General features: G+C 60.1%; 21 protein-coding genes. 12 read left to right on the forward strand and 9 right to left on the reverse strand.

Annotated elements, in window-relative coordinates; all coding sequences use genetic code 11:
• Positions 1-51: 51 nt before the first annotated feature.
• Positions 52-1,632: a phospholipase D family protein gene (locus tag BT119_RS06915; RefSeq protein WP_003367462.1), complete on the forward strand. Its 1,581-nt coding sequence runs from the start codon at positions 52-54 to the stop codon at positions 1,630-1,632.
• On the opposite strand, the gene BT119_RS06920 is transcribed toward BT119_RS06915, so the two are convergent.
• Both BT119_RS06920 and BT119_RS06930 read right to left on the reverse strand, forming a co-directional pair.
• Positions 1,629-2,777 carry an MFS transporter gene (locus tag BT119_RS06920; protein WP_003367465.1) on the reverse strand — a complete coding sequence of 383 codons (1,149 nt, stop codon included), beginning with the start codon at positions 2,775-2,777 and terminating at the stop codon, positions 1,629-1,631. The two genes, BT119_RS06915 and BT119_RS06920, sit on opposite strands and share 4 nt — an antisense overlap.
• Before the next feature lie 377 nt (positions 2,778-3,154).
• A complete protein-coding gene (locus tag BT119_RS06930) occupies positions 3,155-4,648 on the reverse strand; it encodes an aldehyde dehydrogenase (RefSeq protein WP_003367467.1) in 1,494 nt (497 codons plus the stop codon).
• Positions 4,649-4,887: 239 nt separating this feature from the next.
• On the opposite strand from BT119_RS06930, the gene BT119_RS06935 reads away from it, so the two are divergent.
• The gene (locus tag BT119_RS06935; RefSeq protein WP_003367469.1) at positions 4,888-5,256 is read left to right on the forward strand and encodes a cupin domain-containing protein; all 369 of its coding nucleotides are present in this window, start codon (positions 4,888-4,890) and stop codon (positions 5,254-5,256) included.
• A gap of 77 nt (positions 5,257-5,333) precedes the next feature.
• Positions 5,334-5,537 (forward strand): I78 family peptidase inhibitor, encoded by a 204-nt coding sequence (locus tag BT119_RS06940; RefSeq protein ID WP_003367470.1) that lies wholly within the window; start codon positions 5,334-5,336, stop codon positions 5,535-5,537.
• A gap of 164 nt (positions 5,538-5,701) precedes the next feature.
• Here BT119_RS06940 and rpmG read toward each other — a convergent pair whose 3' ends face one another.
• Together rpmG and rpmB are read right to left on the reverse strand one after the other, a co-directional pair.
• Positions 5,702-5,857: a 50S ribosomal protein L33 gene (gene rpmG, locus BT119_RS06945; RefSeq protein WP_002551515.1), complete on the reverse strand. Its 156-nt coding sequence runs from the start codon at positions 5,855-5,857 to the stop codon at positions 5,702-5,704.
• 11 nt (positions 5,858-5,868) lie between these two features.
• Positions 5,869-6,102, reverse strand: coding sequence for a 50S ribosomal protein L28 (rpmB, locus tag BT119_RS06950; protein WP_002551514.1), 234 nt, complete (start codon positions 6,100-6,102; stop codon positions 5,869-5,871).
• Positions 6,103-6,466: 364 nt separating this feature from the next.
• Between rpmB and BT119_RS06960 the strand changes: the two genes are divergently transcribed.
• Positions 6,467-8,053: an ABC transporter substrate-binding protein gene (locus BT119_RS06960; RefSeq protein ID WP_072365182.1), complete on the forward strand. Its 1,587-nt coding sequence runs from the start codon at positions 6,467-6,469 to the stop codon at positions 8,051-8,053.
• A gap of 168 nt (positions 8,054-8,221) precedes the next feature.
• Here BT119_RS06960 and radC read toward each other — a convergent pair whose 3' ends face one another.
• Positions 8,222-8,896 carry a RadC family protein gene (gene radC, locus BT119_RS06965; protein WP_003432182.1) on the reverse strand — a complete coding sequence of 225 codons (675 nt, stop codon included), beginning with the start codon at positions 8,894-8,896 and terminating at the stop codon, positions 8,222-8,224.
• Positions 8,897-9,031: 135 nt separating this feature from the next.
• Here radC and coaBC point away from each other — a divergent pair, with 135 nt between their 5' ends.
• Genes coaBC through argB form a run of 4 tightly spaced genes read left to right on the forward strand, consistent with a single transcriptional unit; the run spans position 9,032 to position 14,273 of the window.
• On the forward strand, positions 9,032-10,240 hold the full coding sequence (gene coaBC / locus BT119_RS06970; protein WP_003367473.1) for a bifunctional phosphopantothenoylcysteine decarboxylase/phosphopantothenate--cysteine ligase CoaBC: 1,209 nt from the start codon (positions 9,032-9,034) through the stop codon (positions 10,238-10,240).
• 6 nt (positions 10,241-10,246) lie between these two features.
• Complete coding sequence (gene dut, locus BT119_RS06975; RefSeq protein WP_003367474.1) at positions 10,247-10,702, forward strand: dUTP diphosphatase; 456 nt, start codon at positions 10,247-10,249, stop codon at positions 10,700-10,702.
• A 51-nt stretch (positions 10,703-10,753) separates the two neighbouring features.
• The gene (locus tag BT119_RS27730; RefSeq protein ID WP_032609272.1) at positions 10,754-13,339 is read left to right on the forward strand and encodes a phosphomannomutase/phosphoglucomutase; all 2,586 of its coding nucleotides are present in this window, start codon (positions 10,754-10,756) and stop codon (positions 13,337-13,339) included.
• 28 nt (positions 13,340-13,367) lie between these two features.
• Complete coding sequence (gene argB, locus BT119_RS06985; protein WP_002551508.1) at positions 13,368-14,273, forward strand: acetylglutamate kinase; 906 nt, start codon at positions 13,368-13,370, stop codon at positions 14,271-14,273.
• A 349-nt stretch (positions 14,274-14,622) separates the two neighbouring features.
• Here the strand turns inward: argB and BT119_RS06990 are convergent, their stop codons facing one another.
• Together BT119_RS06990 and pyrE are read right to left on the reverse strand one after the other, a co-directional pair.
• Entirely contained in the window at positions 14,623-15,255 is a 633-nt protein-coding gene (locus BT119_RS06990; protein WP_003432178.1) for a hypothetical protein, read from the reverse strand.
• A gap of 10 nt (positions 15,256-15,265) precedes the next feature.
• Positions 15,266-15,907, reverse strand: a complete 642-nt coding sequence (pyrE, locus tag BT119_RS06995) for an orotate phosphoribosyltransferase (RefSeq protein ID WP_002551506.1) — start codon at positions 15,905-15,907, stop codon at positions 15,266-15,268.
• An 82-nt stretch (positions 15,908-15,989) separates the two neighbouring features.
• Here pyrE and BT119_RS07000 point away from each other — a divergent pair, with 82 nt between their 5' ends.
• On the forward strand, positions 15,990-16,769 hold the full coding sequence (locus tag BT119_RS07000; RefSeq protein ID WP_002551505.1) for an exodeoxyribonuclease III: 780 nt from the start codon (positions 15,990-15,992) through the stop codon (positions 16,767-16,769).
• Positions 16,770-16,837: 68 nt separating this feature from the next.
• Here the strand turns inward: BT119_RS07000 and BT119_RS07005 are convergent, their stop codons facing one another.
• Together BT119_RS07005 and rph are read right to left on the reverse strand one after the other, a co-directional pair.
• Entirely contained in the window at positions 16,838-17,206 is a 369-nt protein-coding gene (locus BT119_RS07005) for a DUF4870 domain-containing protein (protein WP_003367477.1), read from the reverse strand.
• A 20-nt stretch (positions 17,207-17,226) separates the two neighbouring features.
• Complete coding sequence (rph, locus tag BT119_RS07010; RefSeq protein ID WP_003313989.1) at positions 17,227-17,949, reverse strand: ribonuclease PH; 723 nt, start codon at positions 17,947-17,949, stop codon at positions 17,227-17,229.
• Positions 17,950-18,262: 313 nt separating this feature from the next.
• Here rph and BT119_RS07015 point away from each other — a divergent pair, with 313 nt between their 5' ends.
• The 3 genes from BT119_RS07015 to rpoZ all read left to right on the forward strand — a co-directional run bounded on the left by BT119_RS07015 (position 18,263) and on the right by rpoZ (position 20,195).
• On the forward strand, positions 18,263-19,126 hold the full coding sequence (locus BT119_RS07015) for a YicC/YloC family endoribonuclease (protein ID WP_003432173.1): 864 nt from the start codon (positions 18,263-18,265) through the stop codon (positions 19,124-19,126).
• A 13-nt stretch (positions 19,127-19,139) separates the two neighbouring features.
• Positions 19,140-19,784: a guanylate kinase gene (gene gmk, locus BT119_RS07020; RefSeq protein ID WP_003344442.1), complete on the forward strand. Its 645-nt coding sequence runs from the start codon at positions 19,140-19,142 to the stop codon at positions 19,782-19,784.
• A 147-nt stretch (positions 19,785-19,931) separates the two neighbouring features.
• The gene (gene rpoZ / locus BT119_RS07025; protein WP_003320174.1) at positions 19,932-20,195 is read left to right on the forward strand and encodes a DNA-directed RNA polymerase subunit omega; all 264 of its coding nucleotides are present in this window, start codon (positions 19,932-19,934) and stop codon (positions 20,193-20,195) included.
• Positions 20,196-20,234: the final 39 nt, after the last annotated feature.

Below are 20,234 nucleotides of genomic sequence, written 5' to 3' on the forward strand. Positions count from 1 at the left end.
TTTGCGGGTCATATCGCCAAGTCGAGCCATGTCCAGACGCGGAAGATCAATTTGAATAACTCATGGGCCTTGCCCTTTTGCTTGCTGGTTGCGTTATGCGTCAGCGGTTGCGCGCATCAACAGGTCGCCAGTGAGCCAAGCCAGGCCATGCCGTCTTCAGGCTCCGCGTTCGGCCGTTCGATCCAGGCCATGGCCATGCCCCACGAGGGACGTTCTGGCTTTCGTCTGTTGCCTGACAGCAGTGACGCTTTCAAGGCTCGCGCCGAACTGATCCGCAATGCAAAAAGCAGCCTTGATCTGCAGTATTACATCGTCCACGACGGCCTGAGCACGCGCGCCCTGATCGATGAACTGCTCAAGGCGGCAGACCGTGGCGTACGCGTGCGTATCCTGCTGGACGACACCACCAGCGACGGTCTGGATCAGGCCATCGCCACCCTGGCCGCTCACCCGAACATTCAGATTCGCCTGTTCAACCCGCAAAACCTGGGGCGCGAGACCGGCATCACCCGCAGCCTCGGGCGCCTGATGAACCTGTCGCGCCAGCACCGGCGCATGCACAACAAGCTATGGCTGGCCGACAGCAGCGTGGCCATCGTCGGCGGGCGCAACCTGGGCGATGAATACTTCGATGCCGAGCCGAACCTGAATTTCACCGATATCGACATGCTCAGCGTGGGGCCGGTGGCCGAGCAGCTCGGCCACAGCTTCGACCAGTACTGGAACAGTACACTCAGCAAGCCTATCGATGAGTTCATCTATTTCCGGCCAGACGGAGAGGATCTGGCCGCGGCCCGGCGCAAGCTGGACGATTCTCTGGAGCAGGCGCACCAGCAGCACAAGGCGCTGTATGAGCGATTGATGGCCTACAAGACCCAGCCGCGCATGAAAACCTGGCTCAACGAGCTGGTCTGGGCGTACAACCAGGCGCTGTGGGATGCACCGACCAAGGTACTGGCGCAGGGCGAGCCTGATCCGCACCTGCTGCTGACCACGCAACTGGCGCCTGAACTGCTGAACACGCACAAGGAACTGATGCTGATCTCGGCCTACTTTGTGCCGGGCCAGGAAGGCTTGCTGTACCTGACCGGCCGGGCCGATGCCGGTGTCAATGTCAGCCTGCTGACCAACTCCCTGGAAGCCACCGACGTGCCTGCCGTGCATGGCGGCTATGCGCCGTACCGCAAGGCACTGCTGGAGCATGGCGTGAAGCTCTTCGAGCTGCGCCGACAGCCTGGCGATACCGAGACGATGCGCGGCAGCGGTCCGCATCTGTTCAAGAAAAGCCATTCTCTGGTCAGCTCCGAATCGAGCCTGCACAGCAAGGCGATGATCTTTGATCGGCAGAAGGTCTTTGTCGGCTCATTCAACTTCGATCCGCGCTCTGTGCTGTGGAATACCGAAGTGGGCGTATTGGTCGACAGCCCGCAACTGGCCGAACAACTGCGCGAACTGACCTTGCAGGGCATGGCCCCGTCGCTCACCTACGAAGCGCGGCTGGAGGACGGCAAAGTGGTGTGGGTGACCGAAGACAACGGGCAGATCCACACACTGCATACCGAACCGGGCGACTGGTGGCGGCGTTTCAATGCGTGGATGAGCCGCGCCATCGGCCTGGAAAGAATGCTTTAAGCGGGCGCAGCCTGCGCATCGCCGAACGCGCCGCGTCGCCGGATCAGTATCAGCAGGCCCAAGGCACCTGCAGCCATCATCAGCGGCAAGGCCTCACCGCTGACCCACTGGCTGCCCGCGCCGGCTATCAACGGGCCGAGCAGGCAGCCGATGCCCCACAGTTGAGCGACATGCGCGTTGGCGCGGACCAGCGAATCATCGCGATAGCGTTCGCCGATCAGAATCAGCGACAGGGTAAACAGCCCACCGGCACTGGCACCGAAGACGGTCCACAGCGGCCAGATCAGAACAGTGTCGATCAGCAATGGCACCAGCAGACTGGACGCCAGCAGCAAGGCGGCACAGCCGGTGAACATCGCGCGACGTGAAATGCGGTCGGCGAGCATGCCGATCGGCAGTTGCAGCAGCGCGTCACCGACCACCACCACGCTGACCATGATCAGGGCGATTTCCGGGGTGAAGCCGTGGCGTATGCAGTAAAGCGGCAACAGGGTGAGGATCAGCGCTTCGAACGCAGCAAACAGGGCGACCGCCCAGGCGATGGCAGGCATGCCGCGACAGAAGCCGGACAGATCGGCAAACGTCACGTTGCAGGATTCGGTCGACGGCGCGCCGGTGCGCCCCAGCAGCAGAAACGGTGAGCCGACCAGCAGCGCCACGCCAATCCAGAAACCATAGTCGGCTTCGGTGCCGATCACGCCGAGCAGCAGCGGCCCCGCCAGTTGGCTCAATGCGTAGGTGCTGCCATACAGCGCCACCAGACGCCCGCGCAGGCGCTCGATGACCAGCTGATTGATCCAGCTTTCACCCAGCACGAAGACGATGGTCAGAATGACCCCGAGGGTCAGGCGCAAGACCAGCCAGATCCAGTAATACGGTAGCAGCGCCAGCGCGCCGACCGAAAACGCCCCGGCCCACAGACACAGGCGCATCAGATTGGCCGTGCCGAAGCGCGCCGCCAGACGACTGGCCAGCGCCGCGCCGAGCAGCACGCCCACCGCAGGCATCGCCGCCATGATGCCAATGGCGAACGAGCCATAGCCCCAGCCTGCCAGCCGCAATGAAACCAGCGGCATGCTGACGCCCATTGCCAGACCAACGCCCAGCACGGACGCCAGCACAGCAAAATAAGTACCCCAACGCATTTTCAAGCTCCTGCCTGCCCTCACTGCACAATCAAGACCGGACGCAGAGCGTCCAGAACGGCATGCGACGCGGAGCGTCGCACGATAGTTAAGGTTATCGTTCCTCACGCTCCAGCGTGGGAATGCCTTGCGTGACGCTCTGCGTCACAAATCTGCGCCGCGCCGCAAACGCAAGCCAGGACGCGGAGCGTCCAGAACGGCATGCGACGCAGAGCGTCGCACGATAGTTAAGGTTATCGTTCCTCACGCTCCAGCGTGGGAATGCCGTGCGTGACGCTCCGCGTCACAAATCTGCGCCACGCCGCAAACGCGAGACCGGACGCGGAGCGTCCCAGAACTACACGCCCACGCAGAGCCTGGGAGCAATAGGCAAATGACTACAACTTGATCCAGGTCGCCTTCAGTTCGGTGTATTTGTCGAACGCATGCAGCGACTTGTCACGACCGTTGCCCGACTGCTTGAAGCCGCCGAACGGTGCGGTCATGTCGCCGCCGTCGTACTGGTTGACCCATACACTGCCTGCGCGCAAAGCCTTGGCGGTCAGGTGTGCCTTGGAGATGTTCGAGGTCCATACGGCAGCCGCCAGGCCATACTGCGTGTCGTTGGCGATCTGAATCGCCTCTTCGGCAGAATCGAACGTCAGCACCGAAAGCACCGGGCCGAAGATTTCTTCCTGAGCGATTTTCATCGCGTTGTTCACACCGTCGAAAATGGTCGGCTCGACATAGGTGCCGCCGGTCTCCTGCAGAATGCGCTTGCCGCCCGCAACCAGCTTGGCACCATCGGAGTGCCCCGCCTCGATGTAGGACAACACAGTATTCATCTGCTGGGTATCGACCAGCGCGCCCACGGTGGTCGCAGGGTCGAGCGGGTTGCCGGGCTTCCAGGCGCTCAGCGCCTCGATCACCATCGGCAGGAAGCGATCCTTGATGGAGCGCTCGACCAGCAAGCGTGAACCGGCGGTGCAGACTTCGCCCTGGTTGAAGGCAATCGCGCTGGCGGCGGCGCTGGCGGCGGCCTGCAGATCAGGCGCGTCGGCGAAGACGATATTCGGGCTCTTGCCGCCGGCTTCCAGCCACACGCGCTTCATGTTCGATTCGCCCGCATAGATCATCAGCTGCTTGGCGATTTTGGTCGAGCCGGTGAAGACCACGGTGTCCACGTCCATATGCAGGGCAAGCGCCTTGCCGACGGTGTGGCCATAGCCAGGCAGCACGTTGAGTACGCCCGCAGGAATACCCGCCTCAATGGCCAGTTGTGCGATACGAATGGCCGTCAGCGGAGATTTTTCCGATGGCTTGAGGATGACCGAGTTGCCAGTGGACAGCGCAGGGCCCAGCTTCCAGCAGGCCATCATCAGCGGAAAATTCCACGGCACGATGGCGGCCACGACACCCACCGGCTCGCGCGTTACCAGGCCCAGTTGGTCATGAGGCGTTGCCGCGACTTCGTCATACAGTTTATCGATGGCCTCGCCGCTCCAGCTCAGGGCTCTGGCGGCACCGGGAATGTCGACGCCGAACGAGTCGCCAATCGGCTTGCCCATGTCCAGGGTTTCAAGCAAAGCCAGTTCTTCGGCATTGTGCTTGAGCAGCTCGGCGAAACGGATCATCGTTTCCTTGCGCTTGGCCGGAGCCAGTCGCGACCAGGCACCGGAGTTGAAGGCGCTGCGCGCACTGTCGACCGCGCGTTGTGCGTCAGCGGTATCGCAGCTGGCAACCTTGGCAAGCATCCGGCCATCGACCGGGCTGATGCAGTCAAACGTCTCGCCGGAGGAGGCTGCGGTGTATTCACCTTGAATGAAGGCACGGCCTTCGATCTTCAAATTCTGGGCGCGTTGCTCCCAGTCATCACGAGTCAGGGTGGTCATTTGCATGTCCTCCTCTTGTTGAATGTGGGTGTGTCATGGTTGATTAAAGACACAATCTGAAATTTTTCAGGACGGCCGTTACCCTAAACCAGCGGCCCGACAAAACCAATATATTTGACATAAATAGCCGCTACGGTGCCTTTATGTTGATTTTATTAAACAGCTCAGCACGCGCGCCGAGGCACTAACGCACTGCACGCACGTCAAACCTTCAACGCATTCAGGACAAGGGGCCCCTCATGAGCATCGAAAGCATCGTCGACTTCAGTGAAGCCAGCACCGCCGCCGAGCACTATCGCCCTGCACCGGAAAAGGTCTTCAAGGGCGATCCGGCACAAACCCTCTACAACCACTACAACAGCCCCTGCGGACAGATGAGCGCGGGCGTCTGGAATGGCGAGCCCGGGCAGTGGCAGGTGAATTATTCGGAACACGAGTATTGCGAGATTGTGCAGGGTGTTTCAGTCCTGCGCGACGAGCAGGGCAACGCGAAAACCCTGCGCGCAGGCGACCGCTTTGTGATTCCGGCCGGTTTCAAAGGCACCTGGGAGGTGCTGGAAACATGCCGCAAGATTTATGTGGTGTTTGAGGCGGCTCCAGATAAATAAGTACCGCATCACATCGGGTTTTCTGGAGGATTCTGAGCGCGTCCAGTGAGGACATTCACTCAAAAAGGATTTTGAAAATGACCAACGAAGTTATCGCCCAAGCGCTTCAGTACCTTGTAGGCAGCCGCTATGTGCCTACCGTCAAAGCCTATATCAGCGAAATTACCGGTCTTCAGAAGGTGATCGGCCCTGGCGACATCACGACCCAGGACCTCAACCCGAACCGTCTGTACGTCAATGTCGACAAGGACGGTCTGGTGGCCGGCTTCAGCTTCGGCTGATCAGGCGACCGTACCTTCGTCGACCGACAGCAGCTTCACATGCTTGAAACGCCCGGCGCATCGCGTCGGGCGTTTTGCTGCCTGGATACTGCTGGCAGCTACGCCAGGAACGCAGGCACAAAAAAACCCGCCAAGGCGGGTTTTTTTGTAGCCGACAGAATCAATTACTTGATTTTGCCTTCTTTGTAGATCACGTGCTTGCGTACAACCGGATCGAATTTTTTGATTTCGATTTTATCCGGGGTAGTACGTTTGTTCTTGTCGGTGGTGTAGAAATGGCCTGTACCAGCGCTCGACACCAAACGGATCAATTCACGCATGATTTTCTCCCTTAAATTTTGCCGTCGCGACGCAGTTCAGCGAGCACAACTTCAATGCCACGCTTGTCGATGATACGCATGCCTTTAGCAGATACGCGCAGACGAACAAAACGCTTCTCGCCTTCAACCCAGAAGCGGTGATGCTGCAGGTTTGGCAGGAAACGACGACGGGTTTTGTTGTTTGCGTGGGAAATGTTATTCCCAGTCACCGGACCCTTACCGGTAACTTGACATACTCTCGACATGCCTCAGCCCTCTAAAACCACATGCCCAACCCGGCATGGGTTGGCCGCTTAATCTCTCAGTCATTTGGCGCCAGGCGCCGCGTTTCTTTAAGGGTCTTACCGGCTACACCTACAGTGAAGGAACCGGGCCCCTAGAAAAGAGCGCTGCTTTATACCAGAAAGCCTTTGGCACAACAACAGGCAAAGCACTTTGACCCGAATGATCACGCCTCGCGCAGCGGTATGCTCAAGCACTGCGGGGGCACAGGCAAATCGACCGCTCGTCGCGCCGAGACGATTGTTCTGCGCCAGTACATGGTCTAGGGTTAGTCCCTCACCAGACTGCACCGGCAGATGGGGCCCTTTCTGAACAGGAAATAACGCCATGCGCCTAGCTGCACTCCCTTTTCTACTCGTTCCACTCCTGCTTCCCGTCGCTGCCCAGGCATCGAACCTTGTGGTCTGCACCGAAGCCAGCCCCGAGGGCTTCGACGTTGTACAGTACAACTCGCTGACCACCACCAACGCATCGGCCGACGTGCTGATGAACCGCCTTGTGGACTTCGATGCCAAGAGCGGCAAGCTGGTGCCGAGCCTGGCAGAAAGCTGGACCGTGTCCAAAGACGGCCTGACTTACGACTTCAAGCTGCGCGCCGGAGTGAAATTCCACACCACTGACTATTTCAAGCCGACTCGCGAGCTGAGCGCGGATGACGTGCTATTCAGCTTCCAGCGCATGCTCGACCCGCAGAACCCGTGGCACAAGATCGCCCAGAGCGGTTTTCCGCATGCGCAATCCATGCAGTTGCCCGCGCTGATCAAGAGTATCGAAGCGCCCGATGCACACACCGTGCGCTTTACGCTCAACCATGCGGACTCGACCTTCCTGGCCACGCTGAGCATGGGTTTCGCCTCGATCTATTCAGCCGAATATACCGCGCAGCTGTTGAAGGCGGGCACGCCGGAAAAACTCAACAGCCAGCCGATCGGCACCGGGCCGTTCGTGTTCAAGCGCTTCCAGAAAGACGCCGCGGTGCGCTATGAGGCGTTCGACGATTACTTCGCCGGCAAGTCTGATATCGACACGCTGGTGTATGCCATCACGCCGGACGCCAATGTGCGCCTGCAGAAAATCCGTCAGGACGAATGCCAGATAGCGCTCTCGCCCAAGCCTCTGGATATTCAGGCAGCCAGCAAGGACGACTCGCTCAAGGTCGAGAAGACTGAAGCGTTCATGACCGCGTTTGTCGCGATCAACAGCCAGCACCCGCCGTTCGACAAGCCGGAAGTTCGCCAGGCCATCAACCTGGCGTTCGACAAGGATAATTACCTGAAAGCCGTGTTCGAAGGCACCGCTGAAAAAGCCAGTGGTCCTTATCCGCCCAATACCTGGAGTTACGCCAAGGACCTGCCTGGCTATCAGCACGATGTTGCCAAGGCCAAGGCGCTGTTGGCCAAGGCTGGTGTAAAGGAAGGCTTCAAGACCACTATCTGGACGCGACCTTCCGGGAGCCTGCTGAACCCGAACCCGAGCCTGGGCGCTCAATTGTTGCAGGCTGACTTGAAGCAGGTCGGCATTGATGCCGAGATCAAGATTATTGAGTGGGGCGAACTGATTCGCCGCGCCAAGGCTGGCGAGCATGACCTGCTGTTCATGGGCTGGGCAGGCGACAATGGCGACCCGGATAACTTCCTGACCCCGCAGTTCTCGTGTGCAGCCGTGCAGTCGGGCACCAATTTCGCCCGCTATTGCGACAAGACACTGGACAAGCTGATCGCAGACGGTAAATCAGTCAGTGACCAGGCCGAACGCAGCAAGCTGTATCACCAGGCCCAGCAGCAGATTCAACAGCAGGCACTGTGGATCCCCCTTGCCCACCCGACGGCTGCAGCCCTGGTACGCAAGGATGTCACTGGCTATCAGGTCAGCCCGTTCGGCAGGCAGGATTTCTATAAAGTGCAGGTCAAGTAAGTCCCTTGGCTGACCTGAGGCTCTCTGGGTGACGTCGTGCCAATGCCTGCATTGGCACGACCCTCTGGAGACCGGACGCAGAGCGTCCAGAACGGCATTACCACGCAGAGCGTGGGAGCGATAATCCGGGTGCCCGCCCCATCGCGCACATTGCTCTGCGTCAGCTCTTTACATCAAACCGCGTTCCACCATCGACAGTGGCTCACCGTCTCCCACGATCACGTGGTCAAGCACATGAACATCCACCAGCATCAGCGCTTCCTTGAGGCGCTTGGTCAGGTCGATGTCGGAACGGCTGGGCGTGGTGATACCGGAAGGATGGTTGTGGCAGAGGATCAGACTCGCAGCGTTATGCGCCATCGCTCGTTTTACCACCTGGCGCGGGTGCACGTAGGACGCGTTGATCGTCCCGCGAAACAATATCTCGAAGGTCATGACCCGGTGTTTGTTATCGAGAAACAGGCAGCCGAAGACTTCGTGCGGCTCATGCCGCAGGAGGGCCTTGAGATAGCTGCGAACCTGGGTCGGATTTTCCAGCGCTGACTCACGGCGCAAGGACTCGGCCATATGCCGACGCGCCATTTCCATGACAGCCTGCAACTGAGCGAACTTGGCGGGCCCAAGCCCCAGTTGCGAGGTGAATGCCGACAGATCCGCATCCAGTAACGGTCTGAGCCCGTCAAATTGATTCAGCAGATGACGCGCAAGGTCTACGGCGCTTTTTCCAGCCACGCCGGTGCGTAAAAAGATAGCCAGCAACTCGGCGTCGGAAAGGCTTGCCGCCCCCAACTCCAACAAGCGTTCCCGGGGGCGTTCAGCCGCGGGCCAACTGCGAATACTCATAGCACCTCCATGTGATTGGGCACCGCTGTTCCGGTGCGGTCGCTGTGCTATCTTAGCCCATCTTTTTTGCACGACGATCTGGCCTGGGGAGGCGTCATGGCCGTTGTGTGTTCACTTGACCAAAAAGGCAGGTCTATGCAGCGGCTGTATCGAAAACGCATCGTTCTTGGCGTCGGCGGCGGCATCGCGGCCTACAAGGGCGCTGAGCTGGTCCGCCGCCTGCGCGATCAGGGCGCTGAAGTGCGTGTAGTCATGACCCGGGGCGGTGCAGAGTTCATCACCCCGCTGACCATGCAGGCCCTGTCCGGGCACCCGGTGCACCTGGACCTTCTCGACCCGGCCGCCGAGGCCGCGATGGGCCATATCGAACTGGCCAAGTGGGCCGATCTGATCCTCATCGCACCGGCCACCGCCGACCTCATCGCGCGCCTGGCGCAAGGCATCGCCAACGACCTGCTGACCACTATCGTGCTGGCCACCGACGCGACTGTCGCCATCGCCCCGGCGATGAACCAGGCAATGTGGCGTGACGCCTCGGTGCAGGCCAATACCCGTCTGCTCGAAGAGCGCGATTTTCGTGTGTTCGGGCCGGCGTCCGGCAGTCAGGCGTGTGGCGATGTCGGCTTCGGGCGCATGCTGGAGGCCGACGACCTGGCCCAGTGCGCGGCCGACTGCTTCCAGCGCCTGACGCTGACCGGCAAGCATGTGCTGATCACCGCAGGCCCGACCCAGGAAAACATCGACCCGGTGCGCTACATCACCAACCACAGCTCGGGAAAAATGGGCTTTGCTCTGGCCGAAGCGGCTGTGGAGGCCGGCGCTCGCGTCACGTTGATCACCGGGCCGGTCAACCTGCCTACGCCTGATCGCGTCTCGCGCATCGACGTGGTCAGCGCCCGCGACATGCTGGCAGCGTGCGAGGCGGCCATCCCCTGCGACCTGTTCATCGCTTCTGCAGCCGTGGCTGACTACCGTCCGGAAGTCGTTGCCCCGCACAAGTTGAAGAAAGATCCTTCGAACGGTGACGGCTTGTTGCTGCAGATGGTGCGCAATCCGGATATTCTGGCGACCATCGCAACCCGCCCTGATCGCCCCTTCAGTGTCGGCTTTGCCGCCGAGACCGAACACCTGCTCGACTACGCTGCCCGCAAGCTCAAGGACAAGAACCTCGACCTGATTGTCGCCAACGATGTCGCCAACCCGAGTATCGGCTTCAACAGCGAGGAAAACGCCTGCAGCGTGATTGACCGGGCGTTGCACGCAACGCTTTTTGCCCAGACCAGCAAGGCCAAGATTGCCCGCCAGCTGGTCACTTTTATCGCCGACCGCATGAATCAGGTTTAACTACGAATGCACGCTCTACAAGCCAAGATCCTCGACCCTCGCATTGGCAACGAATTCCCGCTGCCGGCCTACGCCACTGTCGGCTCGGCTGGCCTGGACCTGCGCGCCATGCTCAAGGAGGACACGGTCCTCGAACCGGGGCAGACCCTGCTGATCCCTACCGGCCTGTCGATTTACATTGGCGATCCGGGCCTTGCTGCGCTGATCCTGCCGCGCTCCGGCCTGGGCCACAAACACGGCATCGTGCTGGGCAATCTGGTGGGCCTGATCGACTCCGATTATCAGGGCGAACTGATGGTCTCCTGCTGGAACCGCGGCCAGGCTGCCTTCAACATCGCCGTCGGCGAGCGCATCGCCCAATTGGTCCTGGTGCCGGTCGTACAGGCGCATTTCGAGCTGGTTGAAGCGTTCGACGAAAGTCAGCGTGGCGCTGGCGGCTTCGGTCATTCCGGCAGTCATTGATCGCCATTCGGCACATAATCCGGGTTCGGGACAAGACTCAGGGAGAGGTCGGTGAAAGGTAGTCAGCACAGCGCTTCACAGCACGCCATACCCGCCGATAACTCGCCTCCGGCTGCGAGCCTCAAAGGACTCGCGCCGGGCCTGGTGCCTGCCGCCATCGGCCTGCTGATTGCTGCGGCACTGGTCTGGACAGCTCTGGCCACCGGTCCGCAGCAACAGGACCAGCTTGTTCAGGCCTGGGGCGGCAGTCAGGCAGCAGCGGTGGGTCTGGCGCTGCATCAGATCAACGCGGACACCCAGTCGGCAGCCTCCGGTGCAGCTCTTGTGCAGACGCTTCAGAGTAATGACGCCGCTGCCCTGCTGGCCGCTCAGGAGCGATTTACCCGTTGGGACGGCCTTGCAGGCGCTCGGCTGTACTCCAAGGGGCTGGCCGATGTGGACACGCAAGGCGCACTGCCCGTCAGTTTCGCCACCCTGGACATGCTCAACAAGGCCGCACAAGGTGAGACGGTCGCCCCGGAGGCGCGCAAGGTCGGCGAGCGCTGGTTGATCTACAGCGCCGCACCGGTGCGTGCCACTGCCACTCAGCCGGTGATGGGTACATTGCTGCTGGCCTTTGACCTGCAGCGCTTGCTCAATGCCTTGCCGACGCTGCCTGCCGATGCCGGGCAAGTGGTGCTAAGCCAGCAATTCGGCAGCGGGCCTGCTCAGGTTTTCCTGCAGCGCGGTCAGGCCGATGACGGCAAAGCCCAGGCCTTCGATACCGGTTATCCAGGCTGGAAACTCGAGTTCACGCCCGGTCCCGGGCTGAAAACCTCTCCGTCCGTGATGCTTATGCTGCTGGCATTGATTATCGCTGCAGCGGGTGTGCTGCTTGGCTTGCACCGCAATGAACGGGCCCTGCAGAAGCGTATTTGCGCCGACGCACGGCAACTGGATCAGCTGCTCCAAGAACTCTCACGCGGAAAAGCCGTCAAACCCTTCGGTTTGAGCCTCCCGGCCCTTAGTGGTCTGGCTCAGGCACTTGCTCGTGTCTCGCTTCGTAGTCAGCCTCAGGCAGCGCCTGTCCTGGCGGCGGGCGAGCAGCGCGATGCAGATATTGCCAAAGGCAGTGCTTCGTCCACCGTGGCTGCATCACGCACCGACTGGACCGATCCGCTGTTTCAAGATACCGATATCCTTGATATCGACCTTCTCGACGAAAACCAGGACTTCCTGAGATCGGAGCATAACCTCGCTATGAACAGCCCAGCATCCGTGGCACCCAACCTTCCCGAGACTATTTTCCGTGCCTACGACATTCGTGGCGTGGTCGGGGACACCCTCAACGCTGAAACGGCTTACTGGATCGGCCGCGCCATTGGCTCTGAAAGCCTGGCGCAGAACGAACCCAACGTCAGCGTTGGCCGCGACGGTCGCCTTTCCGGCCCTGAACTGGTAGAGCAACTGATTCAAGGTCTGCACGACAGCGGCTGCCACGTCAGCGATGTGGGCCTGGTGCCAACGCCTGCGCTGTATTACGCAGCCAACGTGCTGGCCGGCAAGACCGGCGTCATGCTGACCGGCAGCCACAACCCAAAGGACTACAACGGCTTCAAGATCGTCATCGCCGGCGACACCCTCGCCAACGAGCAGATCCAGGCACTGCACGAGCGCATCAAGACCAACAACCTGACGTCGCAGAAAGGCAGCATCACCAAAGTCGACATCCTTGATCGCTACTTCCAGCAGATCAAGAATGACATCGTCATGGCGCGCAAGCTGAAGGTCGTGGTCGACTGCGGCAATGGCGCGGCAGGCGTGATCGCTCCGCAACTGATCGAAGCGCTGGGCTGTGAAGTGATCTCCCTGTTCGCGGAAGTGGACGGCAACTTCCCCAACCACCACCCGGATCCGGGCAAGCTGGAAAACCTGCAGGACCTGATTGCCAAGGTCAAGGAAACCGGTGCCGACCTGGGCCTGGCGTTCGACGGTGACGGCGACCGTGTCGGTGTCGTGACCAACGCTGGCAACGTGGTGTACCCGGACCGTCTGTTGATGCTGTTCGCGCTGGACGTGCTCAAGCGCAATCCGGGTGCCGACATCATTTTCGACGTGAAATGCACACGCCGCCTGACTCCGCTGATCAGCGAACATGGCGGTCGTCCGGTGATGTGGAAAACCGGTCACTCGCTGATCAAAAAAGAAATGAAGAAAAGCGGTGCGCTGCTGGCAGGCGAAATGAGCGGCCACATCTTCTTCAAGGAACGCTGGTTCGGTTTCGATGATGGCATCTACAGCGCAGCACGCCTGCTGGAGATCCTCAGCCAGGAAAAGGCCAATGCCGAAGACCTGTTCGAGACCTTCCCGAACGATATTTCGACGCCTGAAATCAACATCAAGGTGACGGATGTCACCAAGTTCAGCATCATCAAGGCCCTTGAAACGGATGCGCAGTGGGGCGATGCCAAACTGACCACCATCGACGGTGTCCGTGTGGACTATCCGAAGGGCTGGGGTCTGGTTCGTGCCTCCAATACCACGCCGGTGCTGGTGCTGCGTTTTGAAGCCGAAACCGAGGCCGAATTGCAGCGTATCAAGGACGTGTTCCACGCAGAACTCAAGAAAGTTGCGCCGGACCTCGACCTGCCATTTTGATTGTTTTTCCTTTTGACTGGAGCCCTGAATGACCCTCGAACGCGATGCCGCCTCTAATGTAGCCAAGGTCCTTTCCGAAGCGCTGCCTTACATTCGCCGCTTTGTCGGCAAGACGCTGGTTATCAAGTACGGCGGCAACGCCATGGAGAGCGAAGAGCTGAAAACCGGCTTTGCGCGCGACATCGTGTTGATGAAGGCGGTGGGCATCAACCCGGTGGTGGTTCACGGCGGCGGGCCGCAGATCGGTGATCTGCTCAAGCGTCTGTCCATCGAGAGCCACTTCATCGACGGCATGCGGGTTACCGATGCGCAAACCATGGATGTCGTGGAGATGGTACTGGGCGGCCAGGTCAACAAGGACATCGTCAACCTGATCAACCGTCACGGCGGCAGCGCGATCGGCCTGACCGGCAAGGACGCTGAGCTGATTCGTGCGAAGAAGCTCACCGTCACGCGCCAGACGCCGGAAATGACCAAGCCCGAAATCATCGACATCGGTCAGGTCGGTGAAGTGGTCGGGGTCAACACCGGGCTGCTCAACATGCTGGTCAAAGGGGATTTCATTCCGGTCATCGCGCCTATCGGCGTGGGCCCGGACGGCGAGTCGTACAACATCAACGCCGACCTGGTCGCAGGCAAGGTTGCCGAAGCCCTCAAGGCCGAGAAGCTGATTCTGCTGACCAACATCGCCGGCCTGATGAACAAGCAGGGCGAAGTCCTGACCGGACTGACCACCGAGCAGGTCGACGGCCTGATCGCCGACGGCACCATCTACGGCGGCATGCTGCCGAAGATTCGTTGCGCGCTGGAAGCGGTTCAGGGCGGCGTCAACAGCTCGCACATCATCGACGGTCGAGTGCCCAACGCGGTCTTGCTGGAGATCTTCACCGACAGCGGTGTAGGTACTCAGATCACCAACCGCAAGCGGCACTGATTCAGACGCAACACCCAAAGGCCCCGTGAGCTAACCCTCACGGGGCCTTTTTGTTGGCTGATGATCGAGAACACTATTGTGTCCATGCTCCGCGCTCAGCGTTATACACAAGTCTGCTCTTGATTCTGGCCGCTGGCCTTGGGAGCGAGCTTGCTCGCGAAGAGGCCAGTAGAGCCCCTGAAAATGGGGCGTCTGAACCCTGCTATTCGTGAGCATGCGGATCGCCGCCCGGTCACTCTCACGCACTTAGGGCAGAAGCCCGAAAGTCACGTTTCCCGGGCTCTTCAAGGCTTATGTATAACATTGAGTGCTCCGCGCGGGCACGCCGCTCTGGACGCTCTGCGTCCGGTCATTGAGTCAGGCGCTGGACGCGGGCGCGGTCGACGGCGAAGTCTGCTTCGGCCTTTATGCGTGCGGCCTGATACCCGGCGATATCGGCTTGCAGTTTCTGCTGCTGATCGCGCAAATCGTTCAGTTGATCGACAAGTGCCTGCTGGACCGGTCGTCCTGCGCGCTCAAGGTCGGCGGCCTGGCCTTGCAGACTGCGCTGCTGCGCCGCCAGCCCCTGAATGTTACCCTGGGCAACGCCAACCAGCGCGTCCAGCTCGGCCAGTTTGCGGGCCTTCATGCGGTCCACTTCAGCGACGCTGCTGTACAGGCTCAGTAGTTGTGCATCGGCGGCGGCCTGGCGTTTGTCTGCCTCGGACTGGCGAATCTGCTCGGCCGTTGGCGCAGGCGGTACGACCTGAACCACCCGACCACGACTGTTGAGCACTTCATAGCCTTTGGCAACGTAGTCGGGCGGCACGCCTTGCGTGTCGATCACCGTCACCCCGCGGCTGTCGACGTAGCGATAAAGCCGTGGCTCAGGTGCGTCGGCCGCTTGGGCGAGCATGGGCGCAAGCATGACCACAGCCAGCAAGGCCCGAAAACCGCTCAGCGCGCCTGAAACCGATCGCCAAGACCTGCCGCCGACTGCCATAGGCACGTCCTCAGATTCCGAATTGCGCGCGATAGGCTTCGACAGCAGGCAGATGCTGCTTGAGTTGCGGATCGTCGGCCAGGAACTCGAGCACCTGATTCAGCGACACGATACTCACCACCGGAATCCCGAAGTCACGTTCGACTTCCTGAATTGCCGACAGCTCGCCATTGCCACGCTCCTGGCGATTGAGCGCGATCAGCACGCCCGCAGCTGTCGCGTCCTGGTCCTTGATGATCTGCATGACCTCACGGATCGCAGTACCTGCAGTGATCACGTCGTCGATGATCAGCACGTTACCGGTCAGCGGGGAACCCACCAGACTGCCGCCTTCGCCGTGCGCCTTGGCTTCCTTGCGGTTGAAACACCACGGCAGATCACGGTCATGATGCTCGGCCAGCGCCACAGCAGTGGCCGATGCGAGCGGAATGCCCTTGTAGGCCGGACCGAAAAGAACGTCGAAGGCAATACCGCTTTCAACCACGGCTGCCGCGTAGAAACGCCCCAGCTGTGCCAGTGCGGAACCGGTGTTGAACAGCCCCGCATTGAAGAAGTAGGGGCTGGTGCGCCCGGACTTGAGAGTGAACTCACCGAAGCGCAGAACACCGCGATCGATGGCAAAACGAATGAAATCGCGTTGATACGCTTGCATGAAAAAAGCTCCGAATACCACGGATTTAGCTAATTAGGTAGAGCTCGGGTATCATACACGCACGTGATTTTTGGGGCCATTTATGCGGATCATCAGTGTGAACGTAAATGGCATTCAGGCTGCGGTCGAGCGTGGTTTGCTCAGCTGGCTGCAAGCTCAGAATGCCGACGTCATCTGCTTACAGGACACCCGCGCCTCCACCTTTGAACTGGACGATCCAGCCTTTCAGCTGGATGGTTACTTCCTCTATGCCTGCGAAGCCGAGGTTCCCGCTCAAGGTGGTGTGGCGCTGTATTCGCGGTTGCAGCCGAAGGCGGTAATCAGCGGCCTCGGCTTCGAGACAGCCGACCGCTACGGGCGCTACCTGCAAGCAGATTTCGACAAGGTCAGTATCGCTACCCTGCTCTTTCCGTCGGGGATGAATGGCGATGAAGACCTGAATCAGAAATTCAAGCTCATGGACGATTTCGGCAAGTACATGGACAAGCAGCGCCGCAAGCGTCGCGAATACATCTACTGCGGATCGCTCTATGTGGCGCAGCAGAAGCTCGATATCAAAAACTGGCGCGACAGCCAGCAGTCGCCGGGCTTTCTCGCGCCCGAGCGCGCCTGGATGGACGAGATCGTCGGCACCATGGGCTACGTCGATGCCCTGCGTGAAGTCAGCCGTGAAGGTGACCAGTACAGCTGGTGGCCGGACAACGAGCAGGCCGAGATGCTGAATCTGGGTTGGCGCTTCGATTATCAGATCCTGACCCCAGGCCTGCGCCGCTTCGTGCGCAGCGCCCGTCTGCCACGCCAGCCGCGCTTCTCGCAGCACGCGCCGCTGATCGTGGATTACGACTGGACCCTGACTATCTGATAGCCAGGCAGACAGCGAACACGAAAAAGCCGACTTGAAGTCGGCTTTTTGCGTTGCCTGAAGTGATGCTACTTGATCAGGCGCAAGGTGAACGGATAGCGATAATCGACGCCGTCATTGGCTTTTATCCCGGCAATGATCGCAAGCACTGCGGCTCCGATCCCCACCAGCGTCAGTAACGCAAAGCCGATGATCAGCAGCACCAGCAACATGCTGACGGTGGCCGCAATGGCGACCGTGATCTGAAAGTTCAGCGCTTCCTTGCCTTGCGCGTCGATAAACGGATCGGCATCTTTCTTCAATTGCCAGATAATCAGCGGGCCCAGCAGATTGCCGAACGGAAACATCAGCCCGGCAAACGCCGACAAGTGACAGAACATCGCCCACTGGCGAGCGCTTTGCGGCGGTTTGCTGAACGGTTGCAAGCTGTCACTCATTATCGGACCCCTTCTGGCTATCAGTCGGCCAACGCGGCGCGCTGCAATTCAAACAGCTCGGTCATGCCTTTTTGCGCCAGCGCGAGCATCGCGTTCAGCTCTTCAGGCTGGAATGGCGCGCCTTCGGCAGTGCCCTGTACTTCAATGAAGCCGCCTGCACTGGTCATGACCACGTTCAGGTCGGTTTCGGCAGCCGAGTCTTCGAGGTAGTCCAGGTCGAGCACTGGCTCACCCTGATACATGCCGACCGAAACGGCCGCGATCATCTGCTTGAGCGGGTCGCCGCCTTTCAGGCCGCCGCGCTTCTTGATCACCTTCAGCGCATCCGCCAGAGCAACCATCGCGCCGGTAATAGAAGCCGTACGAGTGCCACCGTCAGCCTGAATGACATCGCAATCGACGTATAGGGTAACGTCGCCCAACTTGGACATGTCCAGCGCAGCGCGCAGCGAACGACCGATCAGGCGCTGGATTTCGAGTGTGCGACCACCCTGCTTGCCGCGGCTGGCTTCGCGCTGATTACGCTCGCCGGTAGCGCGTGGCAGCATGCCGTATTCGGCGGTCAGCCAACCCTGGCCCTGCCCTTTGAGAAAGCGTGGTACGCCGTTTTCGACGCTGACGGTGCAAATCACCTTGGTATCACCAAACTCGACCAGTACAGAACCCTCGGCGTGTTTGGTGTAGTTGCGGGTGATGCGGATCGAGCGGAGCTGATCGGCGGCGCGACCACTTGGACGTTTCATCTGGGATACCTGTACTGAGACGGAAAACTGCTGGGCATTATAGAGGTCACAGCTGCCGCTGGGCATCTCTAAAAGCCGCCAATGCCGATCCAGCGACAATTGAAGGCCCTGGACCAAGGCTTTCGACGCGCAGATGTCGGTTAAAACAACGCCTTGCGTCACTTGTCACACTGTCGGATTGGGAGCCTGCGCCGCACTGCGCTACAATCCTGCGCCTCTACAGCCAGCCGGCTTTCACGACGCCCATGACCGCCACTTCTGCGCGCTCATGAACCGAACCACGCTTTTGAAAGCGAACCAAGAGGTATTTCCCATGGTGCACAGTATGACTGCCTTTGCCCGAGTAGAGCGGGCCGGTGCCCAGGGCACACTGAGCTGGGAACTGCGCTCGGTCAACCACCGCTATCTTGAGCCGCACCTGCGCCTGCCGGAGTCGTTCCGCGATCTGGAAGGCGCGATTCGCGAAGCATTGCGTCAGGGCCTGTCGCGCGGCAAGGTCGAGTGCACACTGCGCTTTGTCGAGGAAACCGCCGGCAAGCCGCTGCAGGTGGATCTTGAACGCGCAGGCCAATTGATCGCCGCAGCCGAGTCGGTTGCCGGCTTGATCAAACAGCCTGCTGCATTGAACCCGCTCGAGGTGTTGGCATGGCCGGGCGTGCTGGTCGCCGATGCCAACGATCCGCAGGTGTTGAACACCGAGGCCCTGAAGCTGTTCAATGATGCGCTGACCGAATTGAAACGCGGCCGCGGGCGCGAAGGTGCAGACCTGGCGCGGCTGCTCGACGAGCGCTTGTCTTCCATCGTCGAAGAAGTCGCCACCTTGCGCACGCTGGTGCCACAGATGCTCGCAACCCAGCGTCAGAAGGTGCTGGATCGCTTTGCCGACATGAAAGCCGAACTCGACCCTCAGCGTCTGGAGCAGGAAATGGTCCTGCTGGCACAGAAAAGCGACGTCGCCGAAGAACTGGACCGCCTCAGCACACACGTCACCGAAGTGCGTCGCGTACTCAAGGCTGGCGGCCAGGCAGGACGCCGCCTTGATTTCCTGATGCAAGAGCTTAACCGCGAAGCTAATACACTGGGCTCCAAGGCCTTTGACCCACGCAGCACGCAGGCCGCCGTCAACCTTAAAGTGTTGATCGAGCAGATGCGTGAGCAAGTGCAGAATATTGAGTAAGGCTGAACCTGACATGACCCATATCACTGGCACCCTGTACATCATTTCCGCTCCGTCCGGTGCGGGCAAGACCAGTCTGGTCAAGGCGCTGATGGACGCTCAGCAAGAGCCTCAGCACGGCGCGCAGGCAAAGATTCGCGTCTCTGTCTCGCACACCACACGCGCCATGCGCCCCGGTGAAGTGGACGGCGTGAACTACAACTTCGTCGATCGTGCCACGTTCCTGAGCATGATCGAGCACGGCGACTTTCTCGAGCAGGCCGAGGTCTTCGGCAACCTGTACGGCACGTCGCAGAGCCACCTGCAGCAGACGCTGGACGAAGGCCACGACCTGATTCTGGAAATCGACTGGCAGGGTGCGCGTCAGGTTCGTGCGCAGATGCCCCAGGCCCGCTCCATATTCATTTTGCCGCCGACTCAGCAGGCCCTGCGCCAGCGCCTGACCAACCGCGGCCAGGACAGCGACGAGATCATCGAAGCCCGGATGCGTGAAGCGGTCAGCGAAATGAGCCACTACAACGAGTATGAGTACGTAGTGGTCAATGATGACTTCGCCGGCGCGCTGGAAGACCTCAAGGCGATTTTCCGCGCCAATCGCCTCACTCAACAGCATCAGCAAGAGCAATACAGCGAGCTTTTTCAGGAGTTGCTGGCTTGATCGAAACGTTTCCAGCCATCAGGCAACAGGTTAAAAGCATGCCGTTGGTGGCATGCCGCTTGATGACTGGTGCTGTCCGCTTGTAAACTACCGAGTCCGCTCGCCCATCCGGGCATCGCGCATCCGCATTTGCTACGAGGAATACCCATGGCCCGCGTAACCGTTGAAGACTGCCTAGAACACGTGGATAACCGCTTTGAGCTGGTCATGCTCTCTACCAAGCGTGCCCGTCAACTGGCAACCGGCGGCAAAGAACCAAAGCTGGCCTGGGAAAACGACAAGCCTACCGTTATGGCCCTGCGTGAAATCGCCGCTGGCGTAATGGATTACTCTGTAATCGCAGAAGCTGAAATCGTTGAAGATGAGCCATTGTTCGCAGCGTTCGAGGACGAGTCCAACGAGGCCGTCTAAGCCTATGCCAGGTCGACGTAGTACGGCGCAGGGTAAAAG

This window comes from Pseudomonas sp. NFACC10-1 (genome assembly GCF_900119195.1).
Taxonomy (GTDB): domain Bacteria; phylum Pseudomonadota; class Gammaproteobacteria; order Pseudomonadales; family Pseudomonadaceae; genus Aquipseudomonas; species Aquipseudomonas cerasi.

What these genes read in the sequence shown, in the direction of transcription:
- BT119_RS06920 (WP_003367465.1), bottom strand. Translation starts at nt 2,777, where the DNA reads ATGCGTTGGGGTACTTATTTTGCTGTGCTGGCGTCCGTGCTGGGCGTT.
- BT119_RS06930 (WP_003367467.1), bottom strand. Translation starts at nt 4,648, where the DNA reads ATGACCACCCTGACTCGTGATGACTGGGAGCAACGCGCCCAGAATTTG.
- BT119_RS06935 (WP_003367469.1), top strand. Translation starts at nt 4,888, where the DNA reads ATGAGCATCGAAAGCATCGTCGACTTCAGTGAAGCCAGCACCGCCGCC.
- BT119_RS06940 (WP_003367470.1), top strand. Translation starts at nt 5,334, where the DNA reads ATGACCAACGAAGTTATCGCCCAAGCGCTTCAGTACCTTGTAGGCAGC.
- rpmG (WP_002551515.1), bottom strand. Translation starts at nt 5,857, where the DNA reads ATGCGTGAATTGATCCGTTTGGTGTCGAGCGCTGGTACAGGCCATTTC.
- rpmB (WP_002551514.1), bottom strand. Translation starts at nt 6,102, where the DNA reads ATGTCGAGAGTATGTCAAGTTACCGGTAAGGGTCCGGTGACTGGGAAT.
- BT119_RS06960 (WP_072365182.1), top strand. Translation starts at nt 6,467, where the DNA reads ATGCGCCTAGCTGCACTCCCTTTTCTACTCGTTCCACTCCTGCTTCCC.
- radC (WP_003432182.1), bottom strand. Translation starts at nt 8,896, where the DNA reads ATGAGTATTCGCAGTTGGCCCGCGGCTGAACGCCCCCGGGAACGCTTG.
- coaBC (WP_003367473.1), top strand. Translation starts at nt 9,032, where the DNA reads ATGCAGCGGCTGTATCGAAAACGCATCGTTCTTGGCGTCGGCGGCGGC.
- dut (WP_003367474.1), top strand. Translation starts at nt 10,247, where the DNA reads ATGCACGCTCTACAAGCCAAGATCCTCGACCCTCGCATTGGCAACGAA.
- argB (WP_002551508.1), top strand. Translation starts at nt 13,368, where the DNA reads ATGACCCTCGAACGCGATGCCGCCTCTAATGTAGCCAAGGTCCTTTCC.
- BT119_RS06990 (WP_003432178.1), bottom strand. Translation starts at nt 15,255, where the DNA reads ATGGCAGTCGGCGGCAGGTCTTGGCGATCGGTTTCAGGCGCGCTGAGC.
- pyrE (WP_002551506.1), bottom strand. Translation starts at nt 15,907, where the DNA reads ATGCAAGCGTATCAACGCGATTTCATTCGTTTTGCCATCGATCGCGGT.
- BT119_RS07000 (WP_002551505.1), top strand. Translation starts at nt 15,990, where the DNA reads ATGCGGATCATCAGTGTGAACGTAAATGGCATTCAGGCTGCGGTCGAG.
- BT119_RS07005 (WP_003367477.1), bottom strand. Translation starts at nt 17,206, where the DNA reads ATGAGTGACAGCTTGCAACCGTTCAGCAAACCGCCGCAAAGCGCTCGC.
- rph (WP_003313989.1), bottom strand. Translation starts at nt 17,949, where the DNA reads ATGAAACGTCCAAGTGGTCGCGCCGCCGATCAGCTCCGCTCGATCCGC.
- BT119_RS07015 (WP_003432173.1), top strand. Translation starts at nt 18,263, where the DNA reads ATGGTGCACAGTATGACTGCCTTTGCCCGAGTAGAGCGGGCCGGTGCC.
- gmk (WP_003344442.1), top strand. Translation starts at nt 19,140, where the DNA reads ATGACCCATATCACTGGCACCCTGTACATCATTTCCGCTCCGTCCGGT.
- rpoZ (WP_003320174.1), top strand. Translation starts at nt 19,932, where the DNA reads ATGGCCCGCGTAACCGTTGAAGACTGCCTAGAACACGTGGATAACCGC.